The 17,026-nt window shown below is 67.1% G+C and carries 13 protein-coding genes; 7 read left to right on the top strand and 6 right to left on the bottom strand.

The window, feature by feature from the left end; genetic code table 11:
* Positions 1–155 precede the first annotated feature (155 nt).
* Complete coding sequence (gene purU, locus BAMB_RS22440) at positions 156–1,040, bottom strand: formyltetrahydrofolate deformylase (RefSeq protein ID WP_006749539.1); 885 nt, start codon at positions 1,038–1,040, stop codon at positions 156–158.
* 197 nt (positions 1,041–1,237) lie between these two features.
* A complete protein-coding gene (locus tag BAMB_RS22435; RefSeq protein WP_011659459.1) occupies positions 1,238–2,164 on the bottom strand; it encodes a choline sulfate utilization transcriptional regulator in 927 nt (308 codons plus the stop codon).
* A 201-nt stretch (positions 2,165–2,365) separates the two neighbouring features.
* Between BAMB_RS22435 and betC the strand changes: the two genes are divergently transcribed.
* From betC to BAMB_RS22400, 7 genes are all read left to right on the top strand, one after another.
* Positions 2,366–3,901, top strand: a complete 1,536-nt coding sequence (betC, locus tag BAMB_RS22430; protein ID WP_006749537.1) for a choline-sulfatase — start codon at positions 2,366–2,368, stop codon at positions 3,899–3,901.
* 44 nt (positions 3,902–3,945) lie between these two features.
* Positions 3,946–4,914: a choline ABC transporter substrate-binding protein gene (choX, locus tag BAMB_RS22425; protein ID WP_011659458.1), complete on the top strand. Its 969-nt coding sequence runs from the start codon at positions 3,946–3,948 to the stop codon at positions 4,912–4,914.
* A 256-nt stretch (positions 4,915–5,170) separates the two neighbouring features.
* Positions 5,171–6,310 carry a porin gene (locus tag BAMB_RS22420; RefSeq protein WP_006749535.1) on the top strand — a complete coding sequence of 380 codons (1,140 nt, stop codon included), beginning with the start codon at positions 5,171–5,173 and terminating at the stop codon, positions 6,308–6,310.
* Between the two features lie 236 nt (positions 6,311–6,546).
* A complete protein-coding gene (locus tag BAMB_RS22415; protein WP_011659457.1) occupies positions 6,547–7,797 on the top strand; it encodes an MFS transporter in 1,251 nt (416 codons plus the stop codon).
* Positions 7,798–8,318: 521 nt separating this feature from the next.
* Positions 8,319–10,523: a TonB-dependent receptor gene (locus BAMB_RS22410; protein ID WP_011659456.1), complete on the top strand. Its 2,205-nt coding sequence runs from the start codon at positions 8,319–8,321 to the stop codon at positions 10,521–10,523.
* Between the two features lie 44 nt (positions 10,524–10,567).
* Complete coding sequence (locus BAMB_RS22405; RefSeq protein ID WP_011659455.1) at positions 10,568–11,251, top strand: Fe2+-dependent dioxygenase; 684 nt, start codon at positions 10,568–10,570, stop codon at positions 11,249–11,251.
* A complete protein-coding gene (locus tag BAMB_RS22400) occupies positions 11,248–11,967 on the top strand; it encodes a PepSY-associated TM helix domain-containing protein (RefSeq protein WP_011659454.1) in 720 nt (239 codons plus the stop codon). The genes BAMB_RS22405 and BAMB_RS22400 overlap by 4 nt, the downstream gene beginning before the upstream one ends.
* 21 nt (positions 11,968–11,988) lie before the next feature.
* Here BAMB_RS22400 and BAMB_RS22395 read toward each other — a convergent pair whose 3' ends face one another.
* From BAMB_RS22395 to BAMB_RS22380, 4 genes are all read right to left on the bottom strand, one after another.
* A complete protein-coding gene (locus BAMB_RS22395) occupies positions 11,989–12,357 on the bottom strand; it encodes a YbjQ family protein (RefSeq protein ID WP_011659453.1) in 369 nt (122 codons plus the stop codon).
* Positions 12,358–12,466: 109 nt separating this feature from the next.
* A complete protein-coding gene (locus tag BAMB_RS22390) occupies positions 12,467–13,720 on the bottom strand; it encodes a M20/M25/M40 family metallo-hydrolase (RefSeq protein ID WP_011659452.1) in 1,254 nt (417 codons plus the stop codon).
* A 76-nt stretch (positions 13,721–13,796) separates the two neighbouring features.
* Positions 13,797–15,515, bottom strand: a complete 1,719-nt coding sequence (locus tag BAMB_RS22385; RefSeq protein ID WP_011659451.1) for a M36 family metallopeptidase — start codon at positions 15,513–15,515, stop codon at positions 13,797–13,799.
* Positions 15,516–15,993: 478 nt separating this feature from the next.
* Positions 15,994–16,938, bottom strand: a complete 945-nt coding sequence (locus BAMB_RS22380; RefSeq protein WP_011659450.1) for a GlxA family transcriptional regulator — start codon at positions 16,936–16,938, stop codon at positions 15,994–15,996.
* Between the last annotated feature and the right edge of the window lie 88 nt (positions 16,939–17,026).

Genomic DNA, 17,026 nt, shown 5'->3' with positions numbered 1-17,026 from the left:
TGACGGGCACGCGCCCGCGCGACGAACTCGGCTACCGTACCGGGGCCGTCGCGCGAAGCGTCCAACGCCATGCGATAAAAAAAACGACCGGCAGGTGCCGGTCGTTTTTTATTTGCTCGCCGCCCGACGAACACGGCGCCAGGCCCGCGACGCGCTTACGGAAACACCACCGTCCGATCGCCGTTCAGGAACACGCGGCGTTCGATGAACGCCTTCACCGCGCGCGCGAGCGTGATGGATTCGACGTCGCGACCGACCGCCAGCAACTGCTCGGGGCGCAGCGCGTGATCGACACGTTCGACCACCTGCTCGATGATCGGGCCTTCGTCGAGATCGTCGGTCACGAAGTGCGCGGTCGCGCCGATCAGCTTCACGCCGCGCGCATGCGCCTGGTGATACGGTTTCGCGCCCTTGAAGCCGGGCAGGAACGAGTGGTGAATGTTGATCGCGCGGTTCGCGAGCTTCGCGCTCGTTTCCTGCGACAGCACCTGCATGTAGCGCGCGAGGATCACCAGTTCGGCGCCGCTCGACTCGAGGAAGTCGAGCCACTGCGCTTCCTGCTGCGCCTTGGTGTCGGGCGTGATCGGAAAGTGACGGAACGGCAGGCCGTGCTGCGCGGCGAGCGGCTCGAAGTCGGGATGGTTCGACACGATGCCGACGATGTCCATCTTCAGCTCGCCCATCCGCCAGCGGAACAGCAGGTCCGCGAGGCAGTGCTCGAGCTTCGACACCATGATCAGCACCTTCGGGCGTGCGTTCACGTCGTGGATCGCCCACTGCGTGTCGCCGTCGCGGCCGCCGAGCTCGGCCGCGATCGGCCCGAACTCCTGGCGCAGCGCGTCGATCTGCAGCGTCTCATCCGTCGGATGAAACACGCAGCGCACGAAGAAGTGGTTGCTGAGATCGTCGTCGAACACGTTCAACGCATCGACATAGCAGCGATGGCGCTCGAGAAAGCCGACGACGGCGGCGACCTGGCCGGCCGCGCTCGGGCACGACAGCGTCAGGACGAATTGATCGGGGCGTGAGTCGGCGGTCATGAGGTTCCTCGGATGTCTTGGGGCGCAAACCCGTGCGGCGGCGCACCGGGCGCCACGCTAGCGGGTAGCGGGAGACTCAAGTAAATCAGGACGATTTGGGCGCGGATAGAACCAACCCGCCGTGTGGCTGGTATCGGCACGCCAGCGCGGCCGGGTGGGGCGGTGGGGGGATGGGTGACGGGCGGTGAGGCAGCCCGTCACGCGCACGCGCATGCGTCGAGCAGCCAGCGCCGGAACACGTGGGTCGCGTCCGTCTCGGGCCGCTGCGGCGGCCGCACGAGGAAGTAGCCGCGCGACGTCACGACGGGCGCGTCGACGAGCTTCACGAGCTGCCCGGACGCGACGAGCTCGTCGACGAGCGGCGACCAGCCGAGCGCGACGCCCTCGCCGAGGAGCGCCGCATGGATCACCAGCGCGTAGCTGTTGAAGGTCACGCCGCGCGCGGCGGCCGGCGCGTCGAGGCCGTGCGCGTCGAACCAGCCGGCCCACGACAGCCAGCGCTCGGGGCGCGTCGGCTGCACGTGCAGCAGCGGCAGCGCGTGCAGGTGGTCGGGCCGAGCGACGTCCGGGTGCGCGGCGCGGAACGCGGGCGAGCAGACGGGCGTGACGGATTCGGGAAAGAGCCGGGCGGCCGTGCACGACGGCCAGTGGCCGTCGCCGAACAGGATCGCGATGTCGGCGTGGTCGCGCTGCGCGTCGTAATCCTGTGACGTGACGACCCGCACGTCGACGTCCGGCATCACGTGCTTCAGGCCTGCGAGGCGCGGCATCAGCCAGTAGGTCGCGAAGCCGAAATCCGTGACGATCGTGAGCGCGCCGTGCTCGCGTCGCGCGCGCAGCGTCGCGGTGGCGCCGCGCAGCGTGTCGAGACTTACCCGTACGGCTTCGTACAGGCACTGGCCGTCGCTCGTCAGCGTGACGCCGCGCGGGCTGCGCTCGAACAGCGGCACGCCGAGCTCCGCCTCGAGCTGGAACACCTGCTGGCTCACGGCCGGCTGCGTCGAGCCGAGCTCGCGCGCGGCGGCCGTGAAGCTCTGGAGACGGGCGGCCGATTCGAACGCGCGCAGCGCCTGCATCGACGGTAACGCTTCGGATTTCGACATAAGTCTCTCTAATGGCCCCATAAGGGCCGGCCACCTTCCCGCCCGAATTCGGGCGGGGGATAGTGCTCTGGACGGCACGGCGCCGCGCCGGTCCTTCCGCGATTCTAGCCAGTCGCGGCCGGTGCGCGCGGGACTTTCTGCAGGCCGCGTCCGTCATGCCGGCTGCGTCGCCGCACGAGCGTCGCGCCGTTCCGTTCGAACACCGATTTCCCCACGACCGCGATGACGAACCCGACTCCCAACATCCTGATCCTGATGGCCGACCAGCTGACGCCGTTCGCGCTGCCGGCCTACGGCAACCGCGTCGCGCGCACGCCGACGCTCGACCGTCTCGCCGCGCAAGGCGTGGTGTTCGACGCCGCGTATTGCGCGAGCCCGCTGTGCGCGCCGTCGCGCTTCTCGCTGCTGACCGGCAAGCTGCCGTCGGGTATCGGCGCCTACGATAACGCCGCCGAATTGCCGGCGCAAACGCTGACGTTCGCGCACTACCTGCGCGCCGGCGGCTACCGCACGATGCTGTCCGGCAAGATGCATTTCTGCGGACCCGACCAGCTGCACGGTTTCGAGGAGCGGCTCACGACCGACATCTATCCGGCCGACTTCGGCTGGGTGCCCGACTGGGACCACCCGACCGAGCGGCCGAGCTGGTATCACAACATGAGCTCGGTGCTCGAAGCCGGCCCGTGCGTGCGCACCAACCAGCTCGACTTCGACGACGAGGTCACGTTCGCGGCCAAACAGAAGCTGTACGACGTCGCGCGCGAGCGTGCGGCCGGGCACGACGCGCGGCCGTTCTGCATGGTCGTGTCGCTGACCCATCCGCACGATCCGTATGCGATCACGCGCGAATACTGGGATCTGTACAGCGACGACGAGATCGACATGCCGGCCGTGCGGCTCGATGCGGAGCAGAGCGATCCGCATTCGCAGCGGCTGCGCTTCGTCTGCGAAAACGACCGCACGCCGCCGACCGACGCGCAGATCCGCGCCGCGCGCCGCGCATACTACGGCGCGACGTCGTACGTCGACGCGCAGTTCGGCAGCGTGCTGGCCGCGCTCGAGCAATGCGGATTCGCCGACGACACGATCGTGATCGTCACGTCCGACCACGGCGACATGCTCGGCGAGCGCGGGCTCTGGTACAAGATGACGTTCTTCGAAGGCGGCTGCCGCGTGCCGCTGATCGTCCACGCGCCGGGCCGCTTCGACGCCGCGCGCGTGCGCGGGCCCGTGTCGCATCTCGACCTGCTGCCGACGCTCGTCGACCTGACCGGCGCGGCGCCCGCCGGCGGCTGGCCGGACCCGGTCGATGGCGCGAGCCTCGTGCCGCATCTGCAAGGCACGCCCGCGCACGACGTGGCACTGGGCGAATACCTCGCGGAAGGGGCGGTCGCGCCGGTCGTGATGATCCGCCGCGGCGACTGGAAGTACGTGCATTGCCCGGCCGACCCCGACCAGCTCTACCATCTCGCCGACGATCCGCGCGAGCGCACGAACCTGGCCGGCCTGCCCGAAGCCGCCGACGTGCTCGCCGCGTTCCGCGCGGAGGCCGCGCGGCGCTGGAACCTGCCGGAACTCGACGCGCAGGTGCGCGCGAGCCAGCGGCGGCGGCGCTTCCATTACGCGGCGACGACGCAGGGCCGCATCCAGGCGTGGGACTGGCAGCCGTTCACCGATGCGAGCCAGCGCTACATGCGCAATCACATCGAACTCGATACGCTCGAAGCGATGGCGCGCTTTCCGCGCGTCGGGCGCTGAACGATCCGCACACGATCATTGACGAACGACGAAGGAGAAGCACCATGAAACGGCAATCCCATGCAGCAATCCGCAGGCTCGGCACGGCGCTCGCCGCGGCTGCATGCGTGCTGGCGACGCAGCCCGCGCACGCGGCCGATCCGCAGACGTGTCGCGACGTGAAGATGGCGGCGCCCGGCTGGACGGACATCGACGCGACGAACGCGATGGCCGGCGTCGTGCTGAAGGCGCTCGGTTACCGGCAGGACGTCGCGAACCTGTCGGTGCCGATCACGTACCAGGGCTTGAAGAAAGGGCAGGTGGACGTGTTCCTCGGCAACTGGATGCCCGCGCAGGCACCGCTCGTGAAGCCGTTCGTCGACGAGAAGTCGATCGACGTGCTGCACGCGAACCTGAGCGGTGCGAAGTTCACGCTGGCCGTGCCCGACTACGTCGCGGCCGCGGGCGTGCACACGTTCGCCGATCTCGCGCGCTATGCCGACCGCTTCGGCGACAAGATCTACGGGATCGAGCCCGGCGCGCCCGCGAACCAGAACATCAAGCGGATGCTGTCCGACCATGCGCTCGGCCCGGCGAACTGGTCGCTCGTCGAATCGAGCGAGACGGGCATGCTCACGCAGGTCGAGCGTGCGGTGCGCGACAAGCGCTGGATCGTCTTTCTGGCGTGGGAGCCGCATCTGATGAATACCAAGTTCCACCTCACCTACCTGTCGGGCGGCGACGCGTATTTCGGTCCGAACTACGGCGGCGCGACGGTCAACACGGTCACGCGCCCGGGCTTTGCCGGCCAGTGTGCGAACCTCGCGCGCCTGTTCCGGCAGATGACGTTCTCGGTCGACGTCGAAAACCGGATCATCGCCGACATGCTCGACCACAAGACCTCGCCCGCGCTCGCGGCGCAACACGTGCTGAAGGCCGACCCGGCGCTCGTCGAGGGCTGGCTGGACGGCGTGACGACCGCGTCCGGCACACCGGCGCTGCCGGCCGTGCGCGCGGCGCTCGACGCCCGCTGACCTGCCTCCGGGCGGCCGGTTTTTGCCGCGCCGCCCGTCTCCGTGTTTTCCCGACCAGTCGCATCGAGACCATTTGGTGTCGCCTTCAGACGGGTGACCCGAAATATGGGTTTGTATTTTTCGCCAATGGCTACGTTATTGCGGAAAACGAAATACCGCAGCCAGCAGACGTACCGAATTCGAATCAGCCGGCGTATTGCGGCGCGCGCCAGGCCACGGTTCGTTCCATCGAACGGTTCAGGGAGGGTGGTCGATAATGAAGCAAAAGAAAGTTGCCGTAGCCGCTGCGCTTGCATGCGCGGCCTGTATTCCCGCCATCGGCCATGCACAGAGCAGCGTGACGCTGTACGGGATTCTCGACGCGGGCATCACCTACGTGAACAACACGGGCGGCTCGCACGTTGTCAAGTTCGACGACGGCGTCGCATACGGGAACCGTTTCGGCCTGAAAGGCACGGAAGATCTCGGCGGCGGCCTGAAGGCCGTGTTCGTGCTCGAGAGCGGTTTCCACCTCGGCAACGGGCAGCTCGGCTTCGGCGGGTCGGAGTTCGGTCGGCAGGCTTATGTCGGTCTGCAGAACGACTGGGGCACGCTGTCGTTCGGCAACCAGCTCGACATCACCAACGAACTGGTATCGATCTACAACATCTCCGCGTGGGGCAGCGGCTATGCGATCCACCAGGGCGACTTCGACCGCTTCAACGGCGACCGCCTGCCGAACTCGGTCAAATTCCTGTCGAACGACCTGAGCGGCTTCAAGTTCGGCGCGATGTACTCGTTCGGCAACGTCGCCGGCAACTTCCACCGCAACAGCGCATGGAGCGCGGGCGCGAGCTACACGAAGGGCGACTTCTCGATCGGCGCCGCGTACACGCGCCTGAACAACCCGAACGGCATCTACGCGTTCGACCCGTACGCGATGATCGGCACGCATACGTTCCTCGGCCAGCAGACCGTCACCGTCGATCCGGCGACCGGCGCGCGCACCGACCTGTTCGCGAATACCGCGATGGACGTCGACAGCCAGGGCACGTTCGGCGTCGGCACGAGCTACACGATCGGCAAGCTGACGCTCGACGCGAACTACTCGTACACGACGATCAAGGGCTTCGGCCAGTCGTCGCACATGCAGGTGTACGAAGGCGGCGGCCTGTATCAGTTCACGCCGGCGCTGAGCTTCATCGCGGGCTACCAGCACACGCGCTTCGAAGGCCACCACTGGAACCAGGGCACGGCCGGCCTGCACTACCTGCTGTCGAAGCGCACCGACGTGTACATCTCCGGCGATTACCTGCGCGCGTCGCACGGTGTCGATGCGGTGGTCGGCTACAGCTTCACGCCGTCGACCACGCAGACGCAGGCCGACGTGCGGATCGGCATGCGGCATTCTTTCTGAGTGGGATGAGGTAGATCTTTCGACGTCTTCAGCGAGGTCTCTCTTTGGCGCGAACCACGGTTCGCGCTTTTTTTGGGGCGTCGTAGTCGTGCAGCGTGCGCCGGTGTCGCCGGCGCGGCGCCGGGCGAGCGCGCGGCAGGGGCGGCGCGGGGCGGCGCGGGGCGGTTGGCGATATCATCGCGGTTTGGCCGCATCGCGCATCCGATCGCCGGCTCCCCTCCGATGACGCCTCCTCGATGACCACCCCGTTACCCGACGCCAGCACCGCATCCGCGTTACCCGCCAATCTGTTCCGCCACGCACCGTTCCAGCGTTTCTGGGGCACGCGCGTGATGTCGTCGCTGGCGTTCCAGATCCTGTCGGTCGCGATCGGCTGGTATGTCTATTCGCTCACGCACAGCGCGTTCGCGCTCGGCCTCGTTGGCCTCGCGCAGTTCGTGCCGATGTTCGCGCTGACGCTCGTCGTCGGGCAGGTGGCCGACCGCTACGACCGCCGGCGCATCGCGACGATCTGCCAGAGCGCCGAGGCGCTGGCTGCCGGCGTGTTCCTGTTCGGCGCGGCGAAAGGCGGGCTCACCGAACCGGCCGTGTATGCGCTCGCGGCGATCGTCGGCACCGCACGCGCGTTCGAATCGCCGTCGGTGTCGTCGTTGCTGCCGGCCGTCGTGCCGCGCAGCGACCTGCCGCGCGCGACCGCGCTGTCGACGTCCGCCAACCAGGCCGCGCAGATTCTCGGGCCCGCCTTCGGCGGGTTGTTGTATGGCATCGGTGCGCCCGCCGCGTTCGGCACGAGCGTGGTCGCGTTCGCGATCGCCGCGGTGCTGAGCGGCACGATTCCGCTGCGCAGCGCGCCGCCGGCTCGCGAGCCGGTCACGCTGCGTTCGGTGTTCTCGGGCATCGCGTTCATCCGGCGCGAACCGGCGATCCTCGGCGCGCTGTCGCTCGACCTGTTCGCGGTGCTGTTCGGCGGCGCGACCGCGCTGCTGCCGATCTATGCACGCGACATCCTGCAGGTCGGACCGTGGGGGCTCGGCGCATTGCGCGCGGCGCCGGCGGTCGGTGCGCTCGCGGGGACGCTGTGGCTCACGCGTTTTCCGCTGAAGGGGCGGCCGGGCCGCGCGATGTTCGGCGGCGTGATCGCATTCGGCATCGCGACAATCGTGTTCGGGCTGTCGACGCATTTCGCGGTGTCGCTCATCGCGCTGGCGGCGTTGGGCGCGTCGGACGTGGTGAGCGTCGTCGTGCGCCTGTCGCTCGTGCAGTTGCGTACGCCCGACGACATGCTCGGGCGCGTGAGCGCGGTCAACTCGTTGTTCATCGGCACGTCGAACCAGCTCGGCGAATTCGAATCGGGCGTGACGGCTGCGTGGTGGGGCGCGCCGGCGGCGATCGTGGTGGGCGGCGCGGCGACGATCGCCGTGGCGCTCACATGGATGCGCCTGTTTCCGACGTTGCGGAACATGACGTCGCTGGAACGCGATCATTGAGCAGCCGCGGTCACTGCAATTCATTTCAAAATACTTTCTTGTTTCAATCAAATGCCAAACGGAATTCGGCTTGGATAATCGTCTGATTAATTGGTCGGCCCATCGTCGTTTTCGATTGGACTGAAGCGTCAGCCAGTTCGACGAGGCCGGAAAACGAAAAAAGGGACTCTTCCGTCAAGGCCTTGCCGCACAAGGCCTCAGGCGGCATTCGTCCGATGAAATAGCGGATTTAAAATTACGGAAGCCATTCTAAAAATTACATATTACTTTCAGTAATTTTCTGAAACATCATGCTTTCGTATGACGAAGCGGTTATCAATTGAAACCAAAAGAAATACATGGAATGATACCGATTCTCATTTCCGTGACCGGTGCGGCGACTGCCGCCGGTGACTCGTCAACCCTAGCCAGCTAGTGCCGTCGGCCTGATTGCCGGTGGCCCGCAAGCCATCGCATCCGTGCCTCGTGCGTGCGCCTCGGCGCGTGTCCACGCGGGGCGGTTTCACTCCGACTGGATTTCCATGCTGAACAGGACCCCGTTCGCGAGCGCGCTCGCGCTGGCCTTTGCTTTGCCTATCGCTTCGCCTGCACTCGCTCAGAGCACGAGCGCCGAACCGTCGCCGGCCGCCGCCGCGAAACCGGGCGATGCGCCGCCGGCTGCCGCCGCCGCGCGCGAAACGCTGCCGACTATCAGCGTGTCGGGGCAGGCCGTGCAACAGGACTTCCAGGCCGAACGTTCGACCGTCGGCGCGAAAACCCCGACCGCGTTGCGCGACATTCCGCAGTCGGTCACGGTGATCAACAAGGCGCTGATGGAATCGCAAGGGCTCACGTCGTTCCAGGACGCGCTGCGCAATGCGCCGGGCATCACGATCGGCGGCGCGGAAGGCGGGCAGATCGGCAACAACATCAACCTGCGCGGCTTCACCGCGCAGAACGACATCTATCTCGACGGCTTTCGCGACCGCAACCAGTATTACCGCGACACGTTCGACCTCGATTCCGTCGAGGTGCTGTACGGCCCGTCGTCGATGCTGTTCGGACGCGGTTCGACGGGCGGCGTGATCAACCAGGTGTCGAAGAAGGCGAACCTGAAGCCGTCGGCCGAGGTGTCGACGACGATCGGCACCAACGACCGCTACCGCACGAGCGTCGACCTGAACCGGCCGCTGGGCGCGACGTCGGCGTTCCGCATCAACGCGTTCGGCCAGTCGCTCGGCTCGACGCGCGACGTGATGAAGAACAAGGACTACGGGATCGCACCGGAGCTGCGCTTCGGGATCGGCACGCCGACCGAGGTGACGCTGTCCGCGCTGATCCAGCACAACTACGACATGCCCGACTACGGCGTGCTCGCGGTCAACGGCCATCCGGCGCCGGTGCCGAAGAACACCTTCTATGGCCTCACCGACGATCGCACGATCCAGGACGTGCAGACCGTGTCCGCACGCATCGATCATCGGGTCAACGATGCGCTGACGATCAGCAACCGCACGTCGTTCTCGCACTCGATGACCGATGCGCGCGAGACGGCCGCGAACGCGGTGCTGACCGGGCCGCTGTCGTCGAGCACCGCGCTGACGAACGGTAACTACACGTCGTTGCCGATGTCCGCGCTGTACGTGAGGCTCGCGAGCCACGACCGCGTGATCGAAAACCATTCGGTCGACAACGACACGATGGCGCATTTCAAGTTCGACACGGGTTTCGTGAAGCACGACCTGATCGGCGGTGTCGAGGTCGGCCACGACAGTTACACGAACCAGGCGTACACGCGCAGCGGTCTGCCGATCCTGTCGCTGATCAACCCGGCCTACCTGGCGTCGACGCCGACCAACGCGACGCAGACGCCGGCCAACCACGCCGAATCGGGCGCGACCACGCTCGCGGCGTACCTGAACGACACGGTGTCGATCGGCCGCGACTGGAAATTCGTGGGCGGGCTGCGCTGGGATCGCTTCCAGGCGCATCTCGCGAACACGGTGAGCGCGCCCCGCTACGCATCGCAGACCAACTATTTCACGAGCGTGCGGGCCGGCGTGATCTACCAGCCGACCGAATCGCAGTCGTACTACTTCTCGTACGGCACGTCGTTCAACCCGTCGCTCGAGACGCTGACGGTCACGAACAACACGCAGAACCTGTCGCCCGAGCACACGAAGTCGTACGAGGTCGGCGGCAAGTGGGATCTGCTCAACGACAACCTGTCGGTCACGTCGGCGCTGTTCCAGCAGGAGAAGAGTAACGCGCGCACGCAGACGTCGACGGGTGAATACCTGCTCGAAGGCGACGTTCGCGTGCGCGGCTTCCAGGCGAGCGTGACGGGCCACATCACGCCGAAGTGGCAGGTGTTCGGCAGCTACACGTACATGAACGGCGTGATCCTGGGCGCGCGCGACGGCACGCAGGGCAAGACGCTCGCGAATACGCCGCGCAACACGTTCACGCTGTGGACCACGTATGCGTTCACGCCGCACTGGGAGATCGGCGGCGGTCCGACGTACATGTCGGGCCGCTACGCGGCGAACACGGACTACGTGCAGGTGGGCGGCTACACGCGCTGGGATGCGACGGCCGCGTATCACGCGAAGCAGTGGGACCTGCGCCTGAACCTGCTGAACCTGACCAACAAGTTCTATTACGATGCGCTGATCCAGTCGGACGGCGGCCGTGCGGTGCCGGGCGTCGGGCGCACGTTCCTCGCGACGCTCGACTACCGGTTCTGAGCGACACGCGCGCCGCCGCGCCATTCGATGAAAGAGGGGAAACGATGCTTGTCCACATCCCGAACGTTCTGACGCCCGAGCAGGTGAGCATGGTGCGCGACCGGCTCGACCGCGCGGGCGACGCGTGGGTCGACGGCCGTGCGACGGCTGGCTATACGGGTGCGCCGGTCAAGCGCAACCAGCAGATCGCCGAGCATTCGCCTATCGCGCGCGAACTCGGCGACGTAATCCTCGCCGCGCTCGAGCGCAATCCGCTGTTCATCAGCGCGGCGCTGCCGAACCAGGTCTATCCGCCGCTGTTCAACCGCTATGAAGGCGGGATGACGTTCGGCAGTCACGTCGACGGCGCGGTGCGCGTGCTGCCGAACGGCGTGAAGCTGCGCACCGACGTGTCCGTCACGCTGTTCCTGTCCGCGCCCGATGAATACGACGGCGGCGAACTCGTGATCGAGGACGCGTACGGCGTGCAGCAGGTCAAGCTGCCGGCCGGCGACATGATCGTCTATCCGGCGACGAGCCTGCACCAGGTCACGCCGGTCACGCGCGGTGTGCGCGTCGCGAGCTTCTTCTGGGTGCAGAGCCTCGTGCGCAGCGATGCGCAGCGCGCGCTGCTGTTCGACATGGACACCGCGATCCAGCGGCTCAACGCGAGCGGCGCCGATACCGACGCATGCCGCAGCCTCGTTGGTTGTTATCACAATCTTTTGCGAATCTGGAGCGAAACGTGAGCGTTGCCGATCCCATCGAAATCGATACGGCGCCCGTGTCGCCCGCGTCACGCATTGCGCCGGGCGCGCGTGCGGCCGGCGCCGGCCGCACGCGATCGCGCCGCGGGACGTTCATCAAGTGGCTGCGCAAGGTGCACGGCTGGATCGGCCTGTGGGGCGCCGCGCTCGGCCTGCTGTTCGGCGCGACGGGGTTCCTGCTGAATCATCGTGCGCCGCCGCTGCGGATCCAGACGGGTGCGCCGCATGTCGAGACGTTGCGGCTCGACGTGCCCGACCCGGAACCCGATTCGCCGCTCGCGCTCGCGCAATGGTTGCGCGGGCAACCGGATCTGCATTTGCCGGAACGGATGGGCCGCGTGCAGAAGGAACCCGAGCATCCGGTCGCATGGGGCGAGCGCGAGACCGTGCAGCCCGAGCACTGGCAACTCGTGTTCGCGTCGCCGCGTGAAAGCGTCGCCGTCGAATACTGGGGCGGCAGCGACACGATGACGCTCAAGCGCACCGACAACACCACGCTCGCGTGGCTGACGAACCTGCACAAGGGCGTCGGGATGAGCATCGGCTGGGTGCTGCTCGTCGATACGCTCGCGGGCGCGTTGATTCTGCTGTCGCTGACGGGCGTGCTGTTGTGGACCGAACTGAACAAGCGCAAGACGATCGGCGTGGTGCTCGTGATCGGCTCGATTGTCGCGATCGTGTGGGCGGCGGGCGCGTAACGGATGACGCGCGGGTGACGCTCAGGCGCCGGCGTCGCGCGTGACCTGCACGGCAGTGCCGTAGCAGATGACTTCCGTGATGCCCGATCCGATCTCGGTCGAATCGTAGCGCATCGCGACGACCGCATTCGCGCCGAGCTTGCGCGCATCGGCGAGCATCTTGTCGAACGCCTGCTGGCGCGCCTTTTCGCACAGCGACGTATAGAGCGTGATGTTGCCGCCGAAGAGGGTCTGCAGCCCTGCGCCGAACGAGCCAACGATCGAGCGCGAGCGCACGACGATGCCCTGCGCGACGCCGAGCGAGCGCGCCGTCGTATGGCCGGCCAGGTCGAACGCGGTCGTGACGCGCTCGGGCGTGAGATCGCTGATGGAGCGGGAGAAATCGTTCATGGCGGTGCACGGTGGCGCGGAAGTGATCGAACGACGATTCTATCCGGAACCGGAACCGCGCTCGAACGGGCGCGCATGCCACGCGCGCCCGGTGCGGCCCGAGGTGCGATCAGGGTTTGACGGCCGTGCTGCCGTCGCCGCCGAGATCGACCGCATACGCGAGCGCCAGCTTGCCGAACTTCAGCGCGTGGTTCGCCTGCCGATCCGAATTCTCCAGCGTGTCGTTCACGGTATGGATGTAGGGACTGTCGTTCTGGTCGGCCTCGAACGGGAACGACGCCGGATAGCCCTGTGCATTCCACGACGCGTGATCCGAGCACGCATACCCGCACTGCGACGTGCCGATCGCGAGTTCCGGAAGGTAGGTTTTCGCGAGGTTCGTCAGGTAGGTGTTCTGCGCGGCGTTCGTATAGTCGGTGATCAGGTAGATGTCTTTCGGATCGCCTTTGTAGTTCGTCATGTCGAGCTGCAGCACGCCGACCACGTTCGCATTCTGCGCGCGGAACTGCTTCGCGATCGCCTTCGAGCCGAGCAGGCCGGCTTCCTCGGCCGCGTAGCCGACGAACTTGATCGTCCGCTTCGGCCGGTAGTCGTTCGCGAGCAACACGCGCAGCGCTTCGGTCAGGCTGGCGATGCCCGACGCATCGTCGTCCGCGCCGGGCGAGCGCGTGTTTTCCGTCGTGCGGCCGACCGTCGAATCGAGGTGGCCGCCCAGCACGACCGTGCCCGCGGCCGGATCGCTGCCGCGGATCGTCAGGATCACCGATTTTTGCGGGAAGCCCGTATGCGCGAACTGCTCGACGGTGATGTCGGCGCGCGAGCCGGCGAGCTGCTTCCACTGCAGCGCGAGCCAGTCCGACGCGGCGACGCCATGCGACGTCGTGTAATAGCGGTTCGTGAAGCCGGACAGCGACGTGATCGTGCCGACGATGTTGCTGGCCTGCAGTTGCTGGATCCAGGTGCCGATCCGCGGTGCGTTCGACACTGTGTAGGCGGGCAGGGCGGCCTGTTTCGCGACTGCCGCCGATACCGGCTGCAACGCCTGGCGCGCGTCGTCGAACGAGTCGTGCACGATGTAGCCGGGCCCGTGGCCGCGCGCATGGTGTACCGCGTGGGCCAGCTCGCCGAGCCGGGCATCGTCGATCTCGACGATATGCACGGTTTCGCGGCGCACGGCGCCGTCGGCCGCATGGCCAGCGTCGAGCGCCGTGCTGTATTGCGAGGTTGCGCTTGCATCGATGCGTTGAAGCTGCCGGAACGCGGTGTCGCCGAGCGTGATCCATACGGGCGCGGCCTGTGCGGCGGCGGTCAGCAGCATGCCGCCCAGCGCGGCGCTCAGGCGGGTCAATGTCAGAGTAGGCATGTTCGATCTCGTGAGGGTAGCGATGTCGAGGAAAGGGTGCGCCGCAGGTCGTGCGACGCCCCCGCCTGCTGCGGAATTACGACTTCTGCGGCACGGTCACGCCGTACGTGCAGCTCTTGTTGTACGCGTCGCCGATCGCCGTGAGCTGCGCGCTGCTGTAGCCGAGCGCGGCCGCGGCCGTCAGCACGGCCTGTGCGGCGGCCTTCTGGTTCGTCGAGCTGTTGGTCATCGACAGCCCTTTCAGGAACGCCTTGTCCATCGCCTGCGCGCCGATCGCATCGCGCGCGACGAGGTTGCACGACGCCCAGTACTGGCCGGCCGTGTGGATCTCCGCGCCGCGCGCTTGCGCGTAGGTGCGCCCGACGTTCCAGTTCGTCACGCGGCCGGCCCAGTATTCGTTGTGGCCGTCCCAGTTGTAGACCCAGTGATACTGCGCGTCCGACGGGCTCCACTGATTGAAGTCGCGGCTGTACGCGGCGGCGAGATAATCGCCGGTGCCTTCCGACAGCCCTTCCTGTTGCGACAGGCCGCCGTTGGTCACCCAGTCGTGGATGCCGTGGCCGAGCTCGTGGATCACGACGTCCGCATCTTCCGCGTCGTCGACGCCGCCCTGACCGAAGGTCAACCGGCCGCTGCTCGACGAGTACGACGAGTTGTCGTCGCCCGATTCGCCGTGCGGGTCGTACTGCACGCCGCCCGTGTACTGGTACGGCAGCGCCTTGATGCCAAGCGTCTGGTTCACGTAGCGCAGGAACGTGTCGATGTGGTAGTACACGTTCACCGCTTCGAAATACAGGTTGCCGCGCGTGAATTCGAACGTCGGCGTCGCCTGCGCAGGACACGCGCCGTCGCGCGGCGCATCGAAATCGACGCACGACGCATACGGCCCCGACAGCGTGTAGCGCGAGCCCGACAGCGCGAGCTCCTTCAGCGTCACGCGCACGCGCGCGGCCGTGAGCTGCGTGGAATCGACGTCGTTGTTGTCCTTGTAGCCCGTGCTGCCGTAGCTGCTTTTCGTCGACGACAGCGGATCCGGCCGGAACACGAAGCCGGTGCCGTCGGTCGCATAGAACGCCTTGTCCTCGGCGCGCAGCACTTCGCCGCTGCCCGCGTCGATCAGCAATTCCCAGTCGCCCTTGGGGCCGTCCTGCGGGCGGCCGCGCACCTTCCACGCGGTATGCGTGCCGGCCTTGTCGACGAACGCGACGAGTTGCGCATCGAGGTTGGTGAAGCCGCTTACGCCGAGATACGCGCGCGCACGGTCGAGCGCCTGCTGCTGGTCGACCGCCTGTGCCTTGCGCGCGGTGGCGATCACGCCGCTGATCGTGTTGCTTGCGACGTACAGGATGCGGCCGTCCTTCGCGACGGTCACCGCGATCTCGCTGCCGTATACGGGCAGCCCGGCCGCCTGCTGCTGGAAGCGCACGACGGTGAAGTCGGCGTCGTTGCGTTCCGACGTCACCACGAGGCTCGCCAGCGCGGCCGCGTCGAGCCCGAGCTGCGTCGCCTGCGATGCGACGAAATCGCGCGCGGTGGCGGCGGGCGTGGCGGCCGCCTTCTTCGCGTGGTACGCGGGGTTGTACAGCGTGACGGCGACGCCGTCGGCGCGGAACTGGCCGGCGGCCGTATCGGTCCTGGCCGCGGCCGGCGCCGACGCGACGCCGCGTGTCAGGCTTTCGCGCAGGCTCGACGCCTGCGGGTTCCCGACCTTGGAATCGGCCGCGCTGCCGCCGACGATGCCGAAACCGAGCGCGAGACCCAGGGCGATCGGCAATGCTTTGCGTGATGTCTGCATACGTGATCCTCATCTCAACGGTTGGACACGCCCGCGCGCTTGTGGCGAGCAGGCACGACACGGCCCGCGCGCCGGCTCGATGGAACCGGTGCGGCGTAGCGGTGCTGGGAGCGTCGACTGACTAAGGAGGACTAAGCGTCAGGTCGAAACGAATCGGGAAGGAGCGGCGGCGGGGAAGCGAACGGAAGGCAGGTGCGGCGACGGCGAAGCGAGCATCGTCATGTCATACCCCTCGGATCGGCATTGAGATCGATTTGGCAGCCTGCGTGGCGCGACGTGCGCGGCCCCGGGCTCTCATCTCCTTAGGGCTGCCTATCTAATTGCGAGGTATGTTACAGAACATTTTCGGCGACATTGCAAATTATTTTCGAAGCCTGCTTCGGTCCGTCGATCATTCGCCGGCATTGTTCAGCGAATGGCGGCAAACGCAGCCGGCGCGCGCAATAGCGCGCCGGATTGTACGCAAAAGCAGCGCCGTTCAGCGCGTCGCGCGGCGGTCGCTGCGCGGGCTCACGCCGAAGCGCGAGCGGTACGTGCGCGAGAAATGCGACGGCGATTCGAAGCCGCACGCGACGCACACCGACGTGATGCTCATGTCGGTCTGCTGCAGCAACTCGCGCGCACGGTCGAGGCGCAGATTCAGGTAGAAGTGCGTCGGCGTGTCGTTCAGTGTCGCGCTGAACAGCCGTTCGAGCTGGCGCCGCGTGACCGATATTTCCTGCGCGAGTGCGTCGGAGCCGAGCGGGTTCTCCATGTGCCGCTGCATCGTGCCGATCACCTGGATCAGCTTGCGGTTGTGCACGCCGTAGCGCGCGGCGATCTCGAGCCGCTGGCTGTCCGACCGCTGCCGGATGCGGCTGACGACGAACTGCTCGGAGATCGCCGCCGCGAGTTCGGCGCCATGCCGTCGGCCGATCAGGTCGAGCATCATGTCGATCGACGCGGTGCCGCCCGCGCAGGTGATGCGCCGCTCGCCGATCTCGAACAGCTCCTGCGTCACGTTCAGCCCCGGGTAGCGTTCACGGAACGCGGCAAGCGCTTCCCAGTGCAGCGTGAGCGTTTGCGATGCGTCGAACAGCCCGGCTTCCGCGAGCACGAAGCTGCCGGTGTCGATGCCGCCGAGCGTCGCGCCATGGCGATTCTGGCGGCGCAGCCAGTCGGCGAGCGCGCGGTCGTAGCACACGAGCGGATCGAAGCCGGCTACCACGAACACCGTGTCGACCTGCGCGACGTCCGCGCACGCGGCTTCGGCCGCGACCGGGATGCCGTTGCTCGCGGCGACGGGCGCGCCGTCCGCGCTGATCACGTGCCAGCGGTACAGCTCGGTGCGGAACCGGTTCGCGACGCGCAACGGTTCGACCGCGGACATGAAGCCGAGCGCGGAGAAGCCGGGCAGCAACAGGAAGTGGAAATCCTCTGGCATCGGGGCGTGGGGTGGAATCGGGTGGGCGTCGCGCACAGCGCGGCACGGTGCGGCGAGCGGCCGGGCAGCGCGGCGCGCCCGGCTCGCG

Origin of the sequence: Burkholderia ambifaria AMMD (assembly GCF_000203915.1) — a bacterium.
In the GTDB taxonomy this organism is placed as follows: Bacteria; Pseudomonadota; Gammaproteobacteria; order Burkholderiales; family Burkholderiaceae; genus Burkholderia; species Burkholderia ambifaria.
The sequence above is the reverse complement of the archived record's forward strand: the minus strand, read 5'-3'. Positions and strand labels throughout refer to the sequence as shown.

What these genes read in the sequence shown, in the direction of transcription:
- purU (WP_006749539.1), bottom strand. Translation starts at nt 1,040, where the DNA reads ATGACCGCCGACTCACGCCCCGATCAATTCGTCCTGACGCTGTCGTGC.
- BAMB_RS22435 (WP_011659459.1), bottom strand. Translation starts at nt 2,164, where the DNA reads ATGGGGCCATTAGAGAGACTTATGTCGAAATCCGAAGCGTTACCGTCG.
- betC (WP_006749537.1), top strand. Translation starts at nt 2,366, where the DNA reads ATGACGAACCCGACTCCCAACATCCTGATCCTGATGGCCGACCAGCTG.
- choX (WP_011659458.1), top strand. Translation starts at nt 3,946, where the DNA reads ATGAAACGGCAATCCCATGCAGCAATCCGCAGGCTCGGCACGGCGCTC.
- BAMB_RS22420 (WP_006749535.1), top strand. Translation starts at nt 5,171, where the DNA reads ATGAAGCAAAAGAAAGTTGCCGTAGCCGCTGCGCTTGCATGCGCGGCC.
- BAMB_RS22415 (WP_011659457.1), top strand. Translation starts at nt 6,547, where the DNA reads ATGACCACCCCGTTACCCGACGCCAGCACCGCATCCGCGTTACCCGCC.
- BAMB_RS22410 (WP_011659456.1), top strand. Translation starts at nt 8,319, where the DNA reads ATGCTGAACAGGACCCCGTTCGCGAGCGCGCTCGCGCTGGCCTTTGCT.
- BAMB_RS22405 (WP_011659455.1), top strand. Translation starts at nt 10,568, where the DNA reads ATGCTTGTCCACATCCCGAACGTTCTGACGCCCGAGCAGGTGAGCATG.
- BAMB_RS22395 (WP_011659453.1), bottom strand. Translation starts at nt 12,357, where the DNA reads ATGAACGATTTCTCCCGCTCCATCAGCGATCTCACGCCCGAGCGCGTC.
- BAMB_RS22390 (WP_011659452.1), bottom strand. Translation starts at nt 13,720, where the DNA reads ATGCCTACTCTGACATTGACCCGCCTGAGCGCCGCGCTGGGCGGCATG.
- BAMB_RS22385 (WP_011659451.1), bottom strand. Translation starts at nt 15,515, where the DNA reads ATGCAGACATCACGCAAAGCATTGCCGATCGCCCTGGGTCTCGCGCTC.
- BAMB_RS22380 (WP_011659450.1), bottom strand. Translation starts at nt 16,938, where the DNA reads ATGCCAGAGGATTTCCACTTCCTGTTGCTGCCCGGCTTCTCCGCGCTC.